The sequence below is a fragment of the Arthrobacter sp. zg-Y919 genome, from assembly GCF_030142045.1.
Classification (GTDB): Bacteria; Actinomycetota; Actinomycetes; order Actinomycetales; family Micrococcaceae; genus Arthrobacter_B.
Genome location: NZ_CP126242.1, coordinates 937,610 through 953,268 on the forward strand (window position 1 = coordinate 937,610; position 15,659 = coordinate 953,268).

Sequence of the window (15,659 nt, forward strand, 5' to 3'; positions counted from 1 at the left end):
GGCGCGTAACGAATCAGCCAACGTGCGCGGGAATGGTCATTAGGCTCCCGAGACATGCCTAGAGTTAGTACCAAGCCCGTCCGCGAATGCTTCAATGCCTCGCAAAAAAGTCAGTGCCCGAAAGGTTAGTCTCAGTGCCAGATTTCTTGCCGCCGAAAGTTGTTGGCGTGCAGCAGCGTCCGCTTTATATCCGGGTACGTTCGATCCTGACAATTCTTAGTACCCTGTGGCTGGTTTTCGCTGTTATCGGCATCGGGTTCTTTTCGGGAGGGACCACGTCCCTCGCATTTTCGCTGATTCTTCTTTACGGCACAGGCGCGGCCCTGTTGGTCGTCATTTCGGCTCTTTACCGGGTCCTCACCCGTGCCGCCGTCCAGCGCGCGGAAGCTGTTCCCGAAGACAATGCCGCCGCTGTGTTCGTTGACACGACCAGGTCGGCAACCGAAGAGATCATGGCGGCCCTGCGCCCGGCAGCTCCCCATGGCCGGCCCGCCGTATCCGTGCGGATGCCCCAATCCGTGGACGCCGTGGACGTCGCTGCCGCCCTGGCGGCACGAACCGCCGTCATGACCTCCGCGGCTGCCGCGGACAAGGCCGCAGCCGCCGCCGCGGCGATGGTGGCCGGCGGGAAACCGGCAACGAGCAAGTCAGTTGTGAACAAGTCTGCCGTGAACAAATCGGCCACCAAGAAGAAAGCCGCACCGAAGCAGCCTTCCCAGCCGAAGAAAACCCAGGCGGGTAAGTCCCGCCCCGCCAACAACGCGGGATCGCGCGGCACGGGTGGCCAGGCCGGCACGGCGCCGAAAAAGGGTACCGGTGGCAAGAAGCCCGGTTCGGCGGGCAAAGGCTCATCCGCGGGCAAGGGCTCAAAGAACGGGACAGCCAGTGGGACGAAGGGGCCTTCCGGGGCAGGCCGGTTGTCCATGACAGTAGCCGGCATCCGCACCGCCCAGCAGGACCTGCTGCCGCGGCTGGCCGGAGCTCCGTCCTGCCGCTTTCCCGGCGGCCCCGCAGGCTTGGGACCTGCAGGTCCGCATCAGCTCGTGGCCGCCTGAAGGCGAAATACTCAGGTAGCTATCAGGTTGCCTTCAGCGCCCACCCAGACGAGACGTTTATTGTCGTTAGTACCTCATAAGGGTGCGAGTGATGAATGGACCGAGTAGTGACCGGTCCGGACGCCGGCAGACTAGGTTGTTTCCCCCAACCAACCCAAGTCTGCCGGCGTTTTCCCTTTTAACCGGCTGATGGGGCCCAGACCCGGTTTGGGGCAACCCAGCCAGGCACAGTCATTCGGCGCGGAAATCCTCAAATTCCCCGGCAGCCGGGGAAAAGGATTCCTCGACGTTGGCCACGACTCCCGGTGCCTTCGGTCCGCGCAGAAATTCCAGCAGTCCGTCGAGCGCCGGCCCCCTGCCCTCGGCCACCACATGGACCGACCCGTCGGCTGCATTGGAGACGACGCCGGTCAGGCCCAGCTGTACCGCCTGGCGAAGCGTGCGGTACCGGAACCCCACACCCTGGACCTCTCCGGTGACCCGGGCAGTCAGTCGGCGGGCGGTTCCTTCCGGATGCTCTTCCTCGTTCATCCGCATAGCCTAGCGCGGAGAAACACATGGGCAGCTGGTAAACCGGGAATCTCCGCACCCATGTTCTCCGCAATGCGTCCGGGTTGGGTTGTGGGATGGGAAAACTCATTTATTCGCTCTCCTCCACCTTGGACGGCTACAACTCAGACGCCCGGGGAGACTATTTCTGGGCCTTTCCCGGGGAAGCAGCGGTTGCGGCCATCACCGAAGACATGGCCAATGTGACCACACATCTGTACGGACGGCGCATGTACGAAACGATGGCCATCTGGGAGACCGGTCCCTCCGCGGCGGAGGAGTCACCGGTATCGGCGGATTTCGCTGAATTCTGGAAACGGTCGCGGAAAGTGGTCTTTAGGAGGACCTTGGAAAATGTCTGGACGGAACGGACCCGGCTGGTCCGCGAACGGCGCTTCGAGGAGAACGGTATGGTCCAGGTCCGTTACGAACCCCGGTGACCCTGCCGTGCCGGCCGGGTGGCATCCGGCACAATGGTGTCCATGCGTGCTGCCTTCCCCTCCGCCCCCGCCGGATCCCTGGATCCGCATGCACGGCGGATGCTGGTCTTCGAAATCCTGATTGTGCTGGGACTTTCGCTCGGCAGGTCCGGGGTTTACGCCGTCGTCGAGCTCATCGAGAAGGCCACCCAGGCACCGCTGGGCGACCAGACCACCACACTGAATCCGGTCCTCGACGAGCGGCCCTACTTCGACCTGGTGTACCAGTTGCTGGGCATATTCTTTTCGCTGCTGCCGGTGGCGCTGGTCCTGTTCCTGCTGACCGAACCCGGAAAATCCGCATTCCGCCGTCTCGGCTTTACGTTCGCCCGGCCGCTCCGCGACTTCGGGCTGGGCGTCGGGCTGGCTGCCGTGATCGGCGTCGGAACCCTCGGGGTGTATGCGGCCGGCCGGGCGCTGGGAATCACCACCGCCATCATCCCGGCGGCGCTGGACACCTACTGGTGGACGCTGCCCGTGCTGATCCTCTCCGCCATGCGGCATGCCGTGCTGGAGGAAGTGATTGTGGTGGGGTACCTGTTCCTGCGGCTGCGGCAGCTGGGCTGGGGGGCGCCGGCGGTTATCCTCACCAGCGCCCTGATCCGGGCCAGCTACCACCTGTACCAGGGGATCGGTCCGGGCATCGGCAACTTCCTGATGGGTCTGCTCTTCGGGTACGCCTACTACAAGACCCGCCGCGTGATGCCGCTGGTGATTGCGCACGCGCTGGTGGACATTGCCGGGTTTGTCGGGTTTGCCCTGTTCGGATCGGCTATCGGGATCGGCGACTGAACGTCACATAGGCTGGTCCGGTGACACTGATGACCCCGTGGGGCGAAGCATTGAACCCCGAATCCGTCCTGCCCGAATACCCCCGGCCGCAACTCGCCCGGGACAGTTACCTGAACCTCAACGGCTACTGGCAGTACGCGTTCACTTCCGCCGGACAGGCGCAGGCACCGGACGACGGCGAGTGGGACGGCGAGATCCTGGTGCCGTTCTCACCCGAGGCCCCGCTGTCCGGAGTTCGCCGGCACCTGCAGCCGCAGCAGCTGCTCTGGTACCGGCGGACCCTGACCTTGCCGGAGGGCTTTGCAGGCGAACGGGTCCTGCTGCACTTCGGAGCCGTGGACTCCAGCTGCTGGGTCACCGTCAACGGCGTCCCGGTGGGCAGGCACGACGGCGGCTACCTGCCGTTCTCCCTCGACATCACCGACGCACTGGCCGCCGGTCCCGGTTCCCCCGGGGCCGAGCACGAAATCGTGGTCCGGGTGCGGGACCTGAGCAACACCGGATCCGCCAGCCGGGGCAAGCAGACGCTGGACCGCGGCGGCATTTGGTACACCGCGCAGTCCGGGATCTGGCAGACGGTCTGGCTGGAAGCCGTACCCCGGGTAAGCATCACACGTCTGGCGCTTGTGCCGGATCTGGGCTCCGTGACCGCCACGGTCCTGGTGGATGACGTCCGCCCAGCCCCGGACAGCACTGGCCTGCGGGCGGAAGTCACCGTATCCGCGCACGGGCAAACGGTGGCGGACGCCGTCGTCGTTCCCGGTGTCCCGGTGCGTCTTCCTGTGCCCGACCCGCACCTCTGGTCCCCGGAGGATCCGTTCCTCTACGACATCACTGTGCGCCTGCTCGCCGACGGGATCGAGGCCGACCGGGTCCGCAGCTACACAGGCCTGCGGACGGTGGGGATGGGGCGCGACGGCGCCGGGCACCTGCGTTTGCTGCTGAACGGGCAGCCGTATTTCCACGTAGGTTTGCTGGATCAGGGGTACTGGCCGGACGGGCTCTACACGGCGCCGTCGGACGATGCCCTTGCCTCGGATATCCGTGCCGCGAAGGACCTGGGGTTCACGATGCTGCGCAAGCACATCAAGATCGAACCCCTGCGCTGGTACTACCACGCGGACCGGCTGGGCATCCTGGTCTGGCAGGACCTGGTCAACGGCGGCAGCACCTACCGGCACTCCGTGGTCACTCCTCCCGCCCAGGAGGCAGCGCACCTGCGCGATGATGACTATCCAACTTTCGGGCGGTCCGACGTGCAGGGCCGGGAACAGTTCCTGGCCGACCTGCGCGGCACGGTGGAGACGCTGGGCAACAGTCCGTCGATCGCCGTGTGGGTGCCGTTCAACGAGGGATGGGGTCAATTCGACGCCAATGCCGTCACCGACCTGCTGCGCGGCCTGGACCCGACGCGGACCATCGACCATGCCAGCGGCTGGCATGACCAGGGCGGGGGAGACCTCAAGAGCGTGCACGTGTATTTTGCGCCGTTCCGGCTGCGGAAGGGCTGGCTCGCCGGGGACCGCGCCGTCGTCCTGTCCGAATACGGCGGATACAGCCTGCGCATCCCCGGCCACACCTTCAACGACAAGGAGTTCGGCTACCGGCGCTTCCGGTCCCGGGGCGCCCTGGCCCGGGCCTACGAGCGGCTGCACCGGCGTCAGATCGAACCGGCCGTTGCTGGCGGACTGGCTGCAACGGTCTACACCCAGCTCACCGACGTCGAGGACGAGGTGAACGGCCTGCTCACCTATGACCGCCGGGTGGTGAAGATTGATGCGGCGCTGGTGCGCCGGATCAATGCCCGGCTTATCCGGGCTGCGGGGCGCTGAGGGTTTTGCTGCCATTTTGAACATCTGCTGCCGTTCCAAAGCGGCAGCAGAACACGAAAGGGGCAGCAGAAACGGGAAGCGGCAGCAGGATTAGCGCCGGCGAACCCTAGGGAGCCCGGCCCGCACAAGCAGTTGGACCATGCCGTCTGGATCCTGCGGACTACGGGTGATGTCTTCCCACGACCAGCGGGCGAACCTTACGCCCATAGCCCTGATTGCGTCTTCACGCCGTTTCTCCTGAGTAAGTGTTTCCCACGACGGTCGCAGTGCCGTTACCTCGGCGGACGCCAGAGCACCCCGGCCGTATTTGACGGCACCGTCGAACTCCCCGACGAGTCTCTGTTCGGACCAATAAAAGTCTGTCCGGCCTAAGAACTTCCCACCGGCCGAAAAGAACTCCTGCTGCAGTTCCGGCACGGGGAATCCCTGCCGGTAGAGAACTGCACGCGAGTAGGACTCACCTGGCGATTCCGACCGGCCATCGGCAAAGTCGATTACCTGGCGGGCCCGGCTGCGTTTGGCCTGGTCCGGAAGTAAGGCGGCGGTATTGAGCAGGTCACTCTTCCTGAGAGGTGCCAGCATGCGGACGGGATCGGGCCGCAGGACATGGTCCATGGCGGGAACCGCCCGCTGGAAAGGAAGATAGGCGGCCATATCGAGGACCGTCTGAATACGGGACGTAAGCTGTACTCCGTCTCGCTGCACCACAGGCGCCAGAAGCCTGCGCTCGGTCCAGCGGAGGTCACCGCGGCGCCGGCCGTGGGAGGTGCGGGAGGCCAACAGCATGATATCCGGAGTGGCACCAATGACGGGGATACCCCAGATCACGGCCGCGGACTCCTGCACCAGAACCCTCTGCCCATGGCCTTTCTCAATGGCAGCTTTGATCCGCAACCGGTCGCGTTCCCAACGTGGAAGCTGGTCCCATGCGGCGGCGGCTACGTAGACACCTGGCCGCACCCGGACCACTTCACCGTTGCCGCAGCGGCGAGCGAGCGTGGACCTGCGGGCACCGCTGAGTGCGTCGTCGGCAGCGAAAAGGAACTCCGGATCCATGTGTTCAGGCATACCGGCACGCCGTGCTGGGGGCAGAGAGTGGCACCGGCGATTGTGGAAAACTGACCATTTCGCCAGGAATCGACCGGTTTCGATTTCTGCTGCCGGTTTAAACCGGCAGCAGAAGAGCAAAACGGCAGCAGAACAGCAAACCGGCAGCAGAACCCAGAACTAGATCTCGACGGGACCGTTCGCGGTGTCGAAGGTGACCGACATGATGCCCGGCGTGCCGGCAGGGGCAATCCAGGTGACGTCCACGTTCTCCAGCGGCTTCTCCACCGGATGGCCGAGCCAGTCGGTGACGCGGGCAGCGGATCCGGCGATGGTCAGCGACTTCAGCTTCACCGAGCCGGGCATGCCGGGGATCGCGTTGGAGGGGTGCAGTTCCTCGGTGTTGTCATCCCAGCGCAGCAGGTAGGGCACCTGCGGGTCGGCGATGAGACCGTTGATGCCGATCTGCCGCCAGGTGAGCTCCTGGCCGTCGGGGAATTTGCGGTTGCCCGGCACGGAGGACCGGCCCAGGCGTTCCTCGAAGGGGGAGAGATCGTCCACGGCAACACACCAGCCCATCCAGCCGCCGCCGCATTCGGAACGCTGGCGCACGGCCTGCCCGAAGGGCGCCTTGTCCGACGCCGGGTGGTTCAGTACCTCCACCACCTCGACGTACTGGTTGTTGGCCAGGGGCAGGATCATATTGCGGGTACCGAACCGGGGGTGGACGCCACCCTTCACGAAGTCGGCACCGAGAGCAGCGGCAATCCTCTCTGTGGTGGCCAGAAGACCGTCGGATTCACAGGCATAAGAAACATGGTCCAAGCGCATGCGGCCCATTGTGGCACGTTGTGATACCCGTCTCGACCAAGGGATGCCTAAGTGCGGATTTTTTCCCTCTCCGGCACCAAACCGCCACCGTAGCGGCAGGTTTTTTCATGGTCCGTCACAGAGCTTGCAGAACGCCGATGTTTCGGTTTCCATTGGTGCAGGTCATGAGTGCCAGCAGATAGCCCCGGCTTGCTGGCCGGCAACCCTCCAACCGCGGTGGGGTGCCCCGGGTGAAGACCTGGCCGTACGCCAAACGGGCGTCCGGCAAGCGCGGGTCCCACGACCCCACCGGATATCCGGCGTACCCGGATGCACCCCGGCGGCGTTGTGCGGCCCCTGGTTTGAGGGAGCATCATGAGTGCAGATTGGTCATTTGAAACCCGCCAGATCCACGTAGGCCAGGAGCCCGACGCCGTCACCGGCGCACGTGCCCTGCCCATCTACCAGACAACGTCCTTCGTTTTCCCCAGTGCCGAAGCCGCAGCCAACCGGTTTGCGCTGGCCGAACTGGAACCCATTTACACCCGGATCGGCAACCCCACCCAGGAAGCGGTGGAAAACCGGATCGCGTCGCTGGAGGGCGGCGTCGGCGCCCTGCTGCTGGCTTCCGGACAGGCGGCGGAAACCTTCGCGCTGCTGAACGTGGCGCAGGCCGGCGACCATGTGGTCGCCAGCCCCAGCCTCTACGGCGGCACCTACAACCTGCTGAAGCACACCCTGAAGCGGTTCGGTATTGAAACCACCTTCGTGCAGGACCCGGACAACCTGGACCAATGGCGCGACGCCGTCCGGCCCAACACCAAGGCGTTCTTCGGCGAGGTGGTTTCCAACCCCCGGCAGGATGTCCTGGACCTGGAAGGCATCAGCGCCGTGGCCCATGACGCGGGCATTCCGCTGATTGTGGACAACACGCTGTCGACGCCGTACCTGATCCGCCCGATCGAGTGGGGCGCCGACATTGTGGTCCACTCGGCCACCAAGTACCTCGGCGGACACGGAACCGCCATTGCCGGCGTGATCGTGGATTCGGGCAACTTCGATTTCGCTGCCGATCCGGAGAAGTTCCCCGGCTTCAACACGCCCGATGAAAGCTACAACGGGCTCGTCTACGCCCGGGACCTGGGCGTCAACGGAGCGCTGGGGGCGAACCTCGCGTTCATCCTCAAGGCACGCGTCCAGCTGCTGCGCGACCTCGGATCCGCGGTGTCGCCCTTCAACGCCTTCCTGATTGCCCAGGGCCTGGAAACCCTGAGCCTGCGGATCGAACGGCACGTATCCAACGCCGTCGCCGTCGCGAACTGGCTGGAACAGCACGACGACGTCGTGTCCGTGGCGTACGCGGGCCTGGAGTCCAGTCCGTGGTTTGACCGTGGCCGCACCTACGGTCCGCGCGGCACCGGCGCCATTGTCTCCTTCGAAATCGAGGGCGGCATAGACGCCGGCAAACGCTTCGTCGACGGACTGGAACTGCACTCGCACGTGGCCAATGTGGGGGACGTGCGCTCCCTGGTGATCCACCCGGCATCCACCACGCACAGCCAGCTCGGAGCTGAAGCGCAGCTGGCGGCCGGTGTCAGTCCGGGGCTGGTCCGCCTCTCCGTGGGCATCGAACATATCGACGACATCCTCGCGGACCTCGACGCCGGGTTCCGGGCTGCCAAGGGAGCGTAGGCTCCATGACCCGGCACCCGGCACCCCAGGGCAAGTCCCTGCAGGTGCCACCGCTGCAGCACCCCACCGCTAAGGACGGGGTGCTGCAGTATGCCTCCATAGGGGGACTGGACCTGGAAACCGGTGGGTACCTGCCCGACGTCGTCCTCGCCTACGAGACGTGGGGCCAGCTGAACCCGGAGGCGGGCAATGCGGTCCTGGTTCCGCATGCCCTGACAGGAAGCAGCCATGTGGCGCGGGGGAGCAGCGGCGAGCCGGGCTGGTGGGAGGAGCTCGTGGGCCCGGGGCGGACCGTGGACACCAACCGGTACTTCGTGGTCTCGGTCAACATGCTCGGGGGGTGCTACGGATCCACCGGTCCGGCATCACCGGACCCGGACGGACTGCCCTGGGGGTCGAGGTTTCCGTTCGTCACCATCCGCGACTCGGTCCGGGCGGAGGCGCGGCTGGCGGACCGGCTCGGCATTGCCCGCTGGCATGCGGTGCTGGGTGGTTCCCTCGGGGGAGCGCGTGCCCTGGAATGGGCGGTGACCGAGCCGAACCGGGTGCTGCACTGCGGGGTGATCGCGGCGACGGCGGCCAGCACGGCAGAGCAGATCGCCTTCGCCCAGGCGCAGCTGACCGCGATCCGCCTCGATCCCGATTTCAACGGGGGCGACTACTACAACGGTTCCCCGCCGCTGGCCGGACTCGGGCTGGCCCGGCGGATCGCGCACATCACCTACCGGTCCGAACCGGAGCTGGAATACCGGTTCGGCCGTTCCCCGCAGGGGGCCGAGGACCCGTTCGGAGCGGTATTCCCAGCGGGGAGGGGGCGGTATTCCGTGGAGAGCTACCTGGACCACCAGGCCCGGAAGCTGGCCGGCCGGTTCGACGCGAACAGCTATCTGGTGCTCACCGAGGCCCTGGTCAGCCACGACGTCGCCCGGGGCAGGGGATCCCTCCGCGCCGCGCTCGCAGGCACAACCGCGGCTTTCTTTATTGCGGCGGTGGAATCGGACCGGTTGTACTTTCCCCAGCAGTCGGCGGACCTGGCCGCAGCCCTTCCCCGGGGGACCTCCGTCCACCTCATCCGGGCACCCATCGGGCACGACGGTTTCCTGACGAGCGTCCAGGAGATTTCCGGTGCCCTGAAGCGGGAGGTGTTCGGGTAGGCGGATGACAACAGGGACTTCCTCTTGCCCGCCGCAGCAAATCATGGGAGAACATTCCCCATGGCAGATCGGATCTCTCTTTCCGGCCGGGCGCAGTGCACCCCGGAGGTTCTCTGGCACGTGCTCGTCGATAACCGGGCGGCCTGGTGGCCGGACATGGACTTCGCTCCGCACCCGGGTGCGCCCCTGAAGGAACGGTGGAGTGAGGACGGCGTGGAGCACACGGCCACCGGTACGGTACTGGCCGTCGCCCCGGGTCGGCTGCTTTCCTTCCGCTGGACCGCACCCGAATGGGGTGCTCACACGGTAGTCAGTTTCGAACTGACCGATGAGGTCGATGCCACGGGGGTAGCGGTGACCGAGAGCGGCTTTGCGGGGCTCGACGCCGGAGTGGGCGCCGAACTGTCCGCAGCTCACCGGGAAGGGTGGGCCTTCCACCTGGCGAACCTCATTGAGCAGGCCGAAAAAACCGACCAGGCACAGCATTCGGGCGGTTCCTGACGAAGCACGGCGGAGTGCGCTAGCGTGGCGGCATGATGGAGGAACGAGGCTCCCGCTGGTGGAAAAGGCTTCTTGTTGGGGCCGCCGTGCCCGTGACTGCCGGGGCACTGGTTGTTGCCGGCGTCGTGTTGGCCGTAACTGCTCCCCGGCCTGACTCCTTTGGCTGGTTTGCGTACAGTCCGCTGCAGGACGGCAGCCAAGGGCCGGGAAACCCGATGCTGGTTACGGGAACCATGCGGCTCGGGTACCTCCTGGCCGTTCTCGGGCTGGTGGTGGCGGCTTTCTGGGCAGGACTCCGGATCGGCAGGCGTCCGGTCCGAACCGCGGAGCAGACTGGTTCCTAGTCCGCAGACCCCTGCGGCATGCCCTGCCCGAACATCGGTCCGGCCTCGGGACGCTTCGCGGAAATCCCGTCGCCGGAGGACTGGTGGCGCACCCGGCGGACGACCCAGGGGAAGAGGAATTCCCGGGCCCAGACCAGGTCCTCGGAGCGGGCCGTGCGCCAGTTCTTGGCCGGCAGCGGCTTGGTCTCCAGGGGCTGCAGGGAGTGCGGTACATGCAGGGTATCCAGCACCATGGCAGCGATGGTGTGGTGTCCCAGCGGTGAGAAGTGCAGCCGGTCCGGTGCCCACATCTGCGGATCGCCCAGTTCACGCAGCGCCCACATGTCGGCGACGATGGCCTTATGCCGCTTGGCGACGGTCCGGAGGTTTTCGTTGTAAATGGCAGCCCGCCCGCGGACGGAACCCAATACGGGAGTGTTGCCCAGATCCGGACCGGTGAACAGCACCACCCCTGCACCGGAGGCCCGGAGCCGGGCAACCGCACCGTCCATACGTTCGGCGAGCCGGTCCGGATCTCCACCGGGGCGGATCACGTCATTGCCGCCGGCGCAGATGGTGACCAGATCGGGCTGAAGGGCAAGGGCCGGTTCCAGCTGCTCATCAATAATCTGGTCCAGCAGCCTGCCCCGGACAGCGAGGTTGGCGTAGGCGAAATCCGGGTGTTCGGAGGCGAGTTCCTCTGCGACGCGGTCCGCCCAGCCGCGGTTCCCGCCCGGGCTGTCCGGGTTGGGATCCCCGATCCCTTCGGTAAAGGAATCACCCATCGCCACGAACCGCGTCCAGAGGTGCAGGGGAGGCTGTTCCGGCTGGGTTTCGGTGGAAAGGGCGGCAGCAGGCGGAGTACTCACCGCTCAATACTGACAAACGGCCCTTCGGCTACGCGACCGTAGGTTTTAAACAGGTTGTAAATACCGGCATGCCAGAATAAAAGCATGACGAAATCCGCGTGGAATCCTGTTGTCCTCTGGTCAAAACCCGAAGCCGAACGGGCAGGTACCCCGCTGCTGGTGCTGTTCCATGGCTACCTGGCCAACGAAGAGGACCTGATGGGGCTGGCCGATTATCTGCCGGCGGAGTTCACCATCGCCTCCGTCCGGGCGCCGCAGGCACAGGGCCCCGGGTACACCTGGTTCCCGCTGATGAGCGAGGCCGACTACTCAGTCGACGCGGTGGTGGAGTCCGTGGCGGATGTCGCGGCGTGGCTGGACACGGTTAAGGACGGCCACACCAGCGTCACCCTGCTGGGCTTCTCCATGGGGATGGCGGTGGCCACCACGCTGCTGCGCCACCGCCCCCGGGACTTCGCCGCCGTCGTCGGGCTTTCCGGGTTTGTTGTCCCATCGCAGGACAATCCGTTCTTCCACGACGACGACCTGCAGCCTGGCGGCGTGCCGTTCTTCTGGGGCCGCGACCAGGCAGACCCGGTCATCGACGCACCGCGGATCGAATACACGCACGCGTGGCTCAATGCCCACACCGCGCTGACCAAGATCCTCTACTCGAACATGGGCCACGGCATCAACATGCAGGAACTGGGCCATGTGAAGGAGTTCCTGGTGCACACGGTGCTGCGCGCCGGCAACCGGGTGGGTTAGCCCTCGCGGGTAATCCGCAGCGTCTCACCGTTGACGGACACCACATCACCGGCATGCAGCTGGCGGCCGCGGCGCTCTTCGATGTCGCCGTTCACCTTCACCATGCCGTCTTCGATCAGCTGTTTGGCCTCGATGCCGTCTTCGGCCAGATTGGCAAGCTTGAGCAGCTGGCCCAGGCGGATCATTTCGTCACGAATGGGCAGGTCTTGGGGATTGGGGGAACTCATGCCTCCATTCTGCCCGATTTTGCCGCCCCGGCCTTCCCGAAGACGGCCGGCGTGAGCGGTAGGGTGGTCGGGTGCCTCATGCTGTGCGGATGTCCCCGCTGATCGGTCTGCCCCTGTCCCTACTGGCCGGAGTTGCCATTCCGTCCCAGGCCCGCGTCAACGGCGCCCTGGGGGAGCGGCTCGACGACGGCCTGGCCGCCGCGCTGGTCAGCTTTGTGGTCGGACTGGTGGTTATGGTCATCATCAGCCTGGCCCTGCCCCGCGGCCGCGCCGGAGCCGGACAGCTGATTCCCTCGCTGCGGGAACGCCGGTTCCCCCGGTACTACGTCCTGGCCGGCATGATCGGCGGATACTTCGTCCTGTCGCAGACCCTCACCGTCGCCGTGCTGGGTGTTGCGGTGTTCACCGTGGCTGCCGTCGCCGGACAGACCCTGACCGGACTGGTGGTTGACCGGCTCGGCATCGGACCGGCCGGCAAGAAGGCACTGACAGTGATGCGCGTGGTCGGAGCGGTGCTGACCATCGCTGCGGTGGCGTGGGCAGTCAGCCCGAAGCTGGGCGGCGGGTCGGAGCCATCCGAATGGCTCCTGCCGGTGCTGCTGCCCCTGACGGCCGGCATGCTGATGAGCTTCCAGCAGGCCATGAACGGTACTACCGGCATGCATTACGGCACCCCCATCACGGCCACGCTCGTGAACTTCATCGCCGGCACCGTCCTGCTGGCCGTGATGTGGGGAATCAAGGTCGCCGTGTCGGGAGCCGGCAATCCGCTCCCGGGGGAATGGTGGCTCTACCTGGGCGGGCCGTTGGGTTGCATCTTCATCGGCGTCGGCGCCCTATTGGTCCGCAGCCTGGGTGTGCTGCTCACCAGCCTCGGCCTCATCGGCGGGCAGCTGATCGGCTCGCTCCTGCTGGATATTGTCTTCCCCGCACCGGGCAGCGTGGTGGTGGCAGCCACTGTGCTCGGGACCCTGCTGACCCTCCTCGCCATCGTGCTGGCCACGCTGCCGTGGAACATGCCCGGCGGCGGGCCGTTCCGCCGTCGTCGTACCGGGACAACAGGGGCCGGGAACGTGCCGTCCCGGGACCGGAACGCCGCGCCCAAGCCGCCCCGGTAGGTCCGCGGGCGCTGTCGCCTTAAGCTGGTAGTTGTAGCTTTGCCCGGCGGCGAACTTCCGTGCACCCTTTTGGTGGTGGCGCGGATGCCAAAGGGACCAGAAGAGGACCGCACCCAGCGGCCCTCTAGACACGAAAAGAACGGCGGTACCATTCCATGGCTTCGACCAAATCCAAGCTGGATCCCATCATCTCCCTCGCCAAGCGCAGGGGGTTTGTCTTCCAGTCGGGTGAGATTTACGGCGGGTCCCGGTCCGCATGGGATTACGGCCCCCTGGGCGTCGAATTCAAGGAAAACATCAAGAAGCAGTGGTGGCAGCACATGGTCCGCGGGCGCGACGACGTCGTCGGGCTGGATTCCGCAGTCATCCTTCCCCGCCCGGTCTGGGAAGCCTCCGGACACGTGGAGGTCTTCTCCGATCCGCTGGTCGAGTGCCTCAGCTGCCACAAGCGCTACCGTGCCGACCACCTCGAAGAGGCCTACGAGGAAAAGAAGGGCCACGCCCCCGAAAACGGCCTGGCCGACATTGCCTGCGCCAACTGCGGCACCAAGGGACAGTGGACCGAGCCGCAGGAATTCTCCGGCCTGCTCAAGACCTTCCTCGGCCCGGTGGCCAATGAAGAAGGCATGCACTACCTGCGCCCGGAGACGGCCCAGGGCATCTTCGTGAACTTCAACAACGTGCTGACCACGTCGCGCAAGAAGCCGCCGTTCGGCATCGGCCAGATCGGCAAGAGCTTCCGCAACGAAATTACGCCGGGCAACTTCATCTTCCGCACCCGCGAGTTCGAGCAGATGGAAATGGAGTTCTTCGTCGAGCCGGGCACGGACGAGGAATGGCACAAGTACTGGATCGAAAACCGCTTCAACTGGTACACCGGCCTGGGCATCAACCCGGACAACCTGCGCCTCTTCGAACACCCGCAGGAAAAGCTGAGCCACTACTCCAAGGGCACCACCGACGTCGAATACCGCTTCGGTTTCCAGGGCTCCGAGTGGGGCGAGCTCGAAGGCATCGCCAACCGCACCGACTTCGACCTCGGCACGCACTCCAAGCACTCCGGCACCGACCTGAGCTACTTCAACCAGGCCACCAACGAGCGGTTCACCCCGTACGTGATTGAGCCCGCCGCCGGCCTGACCCGGTCCTTCATGGCGTTCCTGGTGGATTCCTACACCGAGGACGAGGCACCCAACGCGAAGGGCGGCGTCGACAAGCGCACCGTCCTGAAGCTGGATCCGCGCCTGGCCCCGGTCAAGGCTGCCGTGCTGCCGCTGAGCCGCAACGAGGACCTCTCGCCCAAGGCCAAGGACCTCGCCGCACAGCTGCGCCGGAACTGGAACATCGACTTCGACGACGCCGGCGCCATCGGCCGCCGGTACCGCCGCCAGGACGAGATCGGCACCCCGTTCTGCATCACCGTGGACTTCGACACGCTCGAAGACCACGCAGTCACCGTGCGTGAACGCGACACGATGGCGCAGGAGCGGGTGAGCCTGGACAAGGTTGAGGGTTACCTCGCCGAACGCCTGATCGGCGCGTAATGGCTATCTCGTTCCGCGAATGGCGTGAAGATGACGACCTGAAACTCAACCAGCTCTGGGGCGACCCGGAAAGCGCGCAGGCCGGGCAGTTCCGTGCCGTGCTGCGGCCCTCGTCCAACGAGCCGTGGAGCCGCTGCATCGTGGCCGAAGACGACGGTATCCCGGTAGCCGCCGGCGTCGTCTACGAAACGAGCCTGCATCCGGACCGGCTGTGGGCCTACGTTGAGGTTGCCCGGGAAAACCGGCGCACCGGACTGGGCAGCACCCTGCTCGACATGCTGCGCAAGGAAGCCGAGTCCGCGCCGTCGGGCGTGCGGAAGCTGCGCGCGAAGGTGGAGCCGGGCACCCCTGCCGCCGCGTTCGCCGAGGCCGCCGGATTGACTCTGATCCAGCGTTCCTGCGTGGTTTTGGTGGAGCCGGGCCGGCTGAAGCTGCCCGTGTTCACCGATGACGGACCCCAGCTGGATGAGGCAGCCACCGGTTCGGTGGAGCTCACCCAGGCCGTGGTCCAGTTCTACAACGCGGTACACGGCTGGGACCGCGCCGACATGAACCTCGGCCGCGCCCAGCAGATGCTGCTCAACGATGCCACCGGTGCCTCCGGCGCCGTGGTGCTGCGTGACAAGCCGAAGAAGGACGGCGGCAAGATCGCCGCCTTCGCCGTGAGCTACACGCAGGAACGCACGGATGAGCCCGCCGACGTCCTGGTCGGGTACGACACCACCCTGGACCTCGACGAGGCACAGGCCGCGGTCGAGTCCCTGGTGGCCATGCTGGCCTACCAGTACCCGGTGCAGCTGGAAGTGGACGAATCCATGACCGCCGTGGTGCGGGCACTGGAACCGCTGATCAAGGCCGGCGTCGCCCGGCAGATCGGCAGCGAAACGCTGATCCTCAGCGACTAGCACCCAGCACCACAG

The 15,659-nt window shown here is 65.9% G+C and carries 17 protein-coding genes and 1 riboswitch; of the genes, 12 read left to right on the top strand and 5 right to left on the bottom strand.

Annotated elements, in window-relative coordinates:
* The first annotated feature begins 167 nt into the window (after positions 1-167).
* Positions 168-1,055, top strand: coding sequence for a hypothetical protein (locus QNO10_RS04420; RefSeq protein WP_229949919.1), 888 nt, complete (start codon positions 168-170; stop codon positions 1,053-1,055).
* 231 nt (positions 1,056-1,286) lie between these two features.
* Here the strand turns inward: QNO10_RS04420 and QNO10_RS04425 are convergent, their stop codons facing one another.
* Positions 1,287-1,586: an acylphosphatase gene (locus QNO10_RS04425; RefSeq protein ID WP_229949921.1), complete on the bottom strand. Its 300-nt coding sequence runs from the start codon at positions 1,584-1,586 to the stop codon at positions 1,287-1,289.
* A 95-nt stretch (positions 1,587-1,681) separates the two neighbouring features.
* Here QNO10_RS04425 and QNO10_RS04430 point away from each other — a divergent pair, with 95 nt between their 5' ends.
* From QNO10_RS04430 to QNO10_RS04440, 3 genes are read left to right on the top strand one after another with little or no spacing between them, the layout of a single operon-like run.
* Complete coding sequence (locus QNO10_RS04430) at positions 1,682-2,044, top strand: dihydrofolate reductase family protein (RefSeq protein ID WP_229949923.1); 363 nt, start codon at positions 1,682-1,684, stop codon at positions 2,042-2,044.
* Between the two features lie 42 nt (positions 2,045-2,086).
* Positions 2,087-2,875, top strand: a complete 789-nt coding sequence (locus QNO10_RS04435; RefSeq protein ID WP_229949926.1) for a CPBP family intramembrane glutamic endopeptidase — start codon at positions 2,087-2,089, stop codon at positions 2,873-2,875.
* Positions 2,876-2,904: 29 nt separating this feature from the next.
* The gene (locus tag QNO10_RS04440; protein WP_229949983.1) at positions 2,905-4,707 is read left to right on the top strand and encodes a glycoside hydrolase family 2 protein; all 1,803 of its coding nucleotides are present in this window, start codon (positions 2,905-2,907) and stop codon (positions 4,705-4,707) included.
* Between the two features lie 90 nt (positions 4,708-4,797).
* Here the strand turns inward: QNO10_RS04440 and QNO10_RS04445 are convergent, their stop codons facing one another.
* Positions 4,798-5,775: a hypothetical protein gene (locus QNO10_RS04445; RefSeq protein WP_229949928.1), complete on the bottom strand. Its 978-nt coding sequence runs from the start codon at positions 5,773-5,775 to the stop codon at positions 4,798-4,800.
* Positions 5,776-5,934: 159 nt separating this feature from the next.
* Positions 5,935-6,585 (bottom strand): VOC family protein, encoded by a 651-nt coding sequence (locus tag QNO10_RS04450; RefSeq protein ID WP_229949929.1) that lies wholly within the window; start codon positions 6,583-6,585, stop codon positions 5,935-5,937.
* Between the two features lie 160 nt (positions 6,586-6,745).
* Positions 6,746-6,862, top strand: a riboswitch (SAM riboswitch).
* Positions 6,863-6,939: 77 nt separating this feature from the next.
* Between QNO10_RS04450 and QNO10_RS04455 the strand changes: the two genes are divergently transcribed.
* Genes QNO10_RS04455 through QNO10_RS04470 form a run of 4 tightly spaced genes read left to right on the top strand, consistent with a single transcriptional unit; the run spans position 6,940 to position 10,255 of the window.
* Positions 6,940-8,256 carry a bifunctional o-acetylhomoserine/o-acetylserine sulfhydrylase gene (locus QNO10_RS04455; protein ID WP_229949931.1) on the top strand — a complete coding sequence of 439 codons (1,317 nt, stop codon included), beginning with the start codon at positions 6,940-6,942 and terminating at the stop codon, positions 8,254-8,256.
* A gap of 5 nt (positions 8,257-8,261) precedes the next feature.
* Positions 8,262-9,410: a homoserine O-acetyltransferase MetX gene (gene metX, locus QNO10_RS04460; protein ID WP_229949934.1), complete on the top strand. Its 1,149-nt coding sequence runs from the start codon at positions 8,262-8,264 to the stop codon at positions 9,408-9,410.
* Between the two features lie 60 nt (positions 9,411-9,470).
* Positions 9,471-9,911 carry an SRPBCC domain-containing protein gene (locus QNO10_RS04465; RefSeq protein WP_229949936.1) on the top strand — a complete coding sequence of 147 codons (441 nt, stop codon included), beginning with the start codon at positions 9,471-9,473 and terminating at the stop codon, positions 9,909-9,911.
* 32 nt (positions 9,912-9,943) lie between these two features.
* Entirely contained in the window at positions 9,944-10,255 is a 312-nt protein-coding gene (locus tag QNO10_RS04470) for a hypothetical protein (RefSeq protein WP_229949938.1), read from the top strand.
* Here the strand turns inward: QNO10_RS04470 and QNO10_RS04475 are convergent.
* Complete coding sequence (locus QNO10_RS04475; protein ID WP_442860272.1) at positions 10,252-11,103, bottom strand: SGNH/GDSL hydrolase family protein; 852 nt, start codon at positions 11,101-11,103, stop codon at positions 10,252-10,254. The genes QNO10_RS04470 and QNO10_RS04475 overlap by 4 nt on opposite strands.
* 84 nt (positions 11,104-11,187) lie before the next feature.
* Here QNO10_RS04475 and QNO10_RS04480 point away from each other — a divergent pair, with 84 nt between their 5' ends.
* On the top strand, positions 11,188-11,850 hold the full coding sequence (locus tag QNO10_RS04480) for an alpha/beta hydrolase (RefSeq protein WP_229949940.1): 663 nt from the start codon (positions 11,188-11,190) through the stop codon (positions 11,848-11,850).
* Here the strand turns inward: QNO10_RS04480 and QNO10_RS04485 are convergent.
* Entirely contained in the window at positions 11,847-12,077 is a 231-nt protein-coding gene (locus tag QNO10_RS04485; RefSeq protein WP_229949942.1) for an RNA-binding S4 domain-containing protein, read from the bottom strand. The genes QNO10_RS04480 and QNO10_RS04485 overlap by 4 nt on opposite strands.
* Positions 12,078-12,166: 89 nt before the next feature.
* On the opposite strand from QNO10_RS04485, the gene QNO10_RS04490 reads away from it, so the two are divergent.
* The 3 genes from QNO10_RS04490 to QNO10_RS04500 all read left to right on the top strand — a co-directional run bounded on the left by QNO10_RS04490 (position 12,167) and on the right by QNO10_RS04500 (position 15,644).
* Entirely contained in the window at positions 12,167-13,195 is a 1,029-nt protein-coding gene (locus tag QNO10_RS04490; RefSeq protein WP_229949944.1) for a DMT family transporter, read from the top strand.
* Positions 13,196-13,350: 155 nt separating this feature from the next.
* The gene (locus QNO10_RS04495; RefSeq protein WP_229949946.1) at positions 13,351-14,739 is read left to right on the top strand and encodes a glycine--tRNA ligase; all 1,389 of its coding nucleotides are present in this window, start codon (positions 13,351-13,353) and stop codon (positions 14,737-14,739) included.
* Positions 14,739-15,644 (top strand): GNAT family N-acetyltransferase, encoded by a 906-nt coding sequence (locus QNO10_RS04500; protein ID WP_229949948.1) that lies wholly within the window; start codon positions 14,739-14,741, stop codon positions 15,642-15,644. The genes QNO10_RS04495 and QNO10_RS04500 overlap by 1 nt, the downstream gene beginning before the upstream one ends.
* Positions 15,645-15,659: the final 15 nt, after the last annotated feature.

What these genes read in the sequence shown, in the direction of transcription:
- QNO10_RS04465 (WP_229949936.1), top strand. Translation starts at nt 9,471, where the DNA reads ATGGCAGATCGGATCTCTCTTTCCGGCCGGGCGCAGTGCACCCCGGAG.
- QNO10_RS04450 (WP_229949929.1), bottom strand. Translation starts at nt 6,585, where the DNA reads ATGCGCTTGGACCATGTTTCTTATGCCTGTGAATCCGACGGTCTTCTG.
- QNO10_RS04440 (WP_229949983.1), top strand. Translation starts at nt 2,905, where the DNA reads ATGACCCCGTGGGGCGAAGCATTGAACCCCGAATCCGTCCTGCCCGAA.
- QNO10_RS04470 (WP_229949938.1), top strand. Translation starts at nt 9,944, where the DNA reads ATGATGGAGGAACGAGGCTCCCGCTGGTGGAAAAGGCTTCTTGTTGGG.
- QNO10_RS04500 (WP_229949948.1), top strand. Translation starts at nt 14,739, where the DNA reads ATGGCTATCTCGTTCCGCGAATGGCGTGAAGATGACGACCTGAAACTC.
- QNO10_RS04445 (WP_229949928.1), bottom strand. Translation starts at nt 5,775, where the DNA reads ATGCCTGAACACATGGATCCGGAGTTCCTTTTCGCTGCCGACGACGCA.
- QNO10_RS04485 (WP_229949942.1), bottom strand. Translation starts at nt 12,077, where the DNA reads ATGAGTTCCCCCAATCCCCAAGACCTGCCCATTCGTGACGAAATGATC.
- QNO10_RS04495 (WP_229949946.1), top strand. Translation starts at nt 13,351, where the DNA reads ATGGCTTCGACCAAATCCAAGCTGGATCCCATCATCTCCCTCGCCAAG.
- QNO10_RS04455 (WP_229949931.1), top strand. Translation starts at nt 6,940, where the DNA reads ATGAGTGCAGATTGGTCATTTGAAACCCGCCAGATCCACGTAGGCCAG.
- QNO10_RS04480 (WP_229949940.1), top strand. Translation starts at nt 11,188, where the DNA reads ATGACGAAATCCGCGTGGAATCCTGTTGTCCTCTGGTCAAAACCCGAA.
- QNO10_RS04490 (WP_229949944.1), top strand. Translation starts at nt 12,167, where the DNA reads ATGTCCCCGCTGATCGGTCTGCCCCTGTCCCTACTGGCCGGAGTTGCC.
- QNO10_RS04425 (WP_229949921.1), bottom strand. Translation starts at nt 1,586, where the DNA reads ATGAACGAGGAAGAGCATCCGGAAGGAACCGCCCGCCGACTGACTGCC.
- QNO10_RS04435 (WP_229949926.1), top strand. Translation starts at nt 2,087, where the DNA reads ATGCGTGCTGCCTTCCCCTCCGCCCCCGCCGGATCCCTGGATCCGCAT.
- metX (WP_229949934.1), top strand. Translation starts at nt 8,262, where the DNA reads ATGACCCGGCACCCGGCACCCCAGGGCAAGTCCCTGCAGGTGCCACCG.
- QNO10_RS04430 (WP_229949923.1), top strand. Translation starts at nt 1,682, where the DNA reads ATGGGAAAACTCATTTATTCGCTCTCCTCCACCTTGGACGGCTACAAC.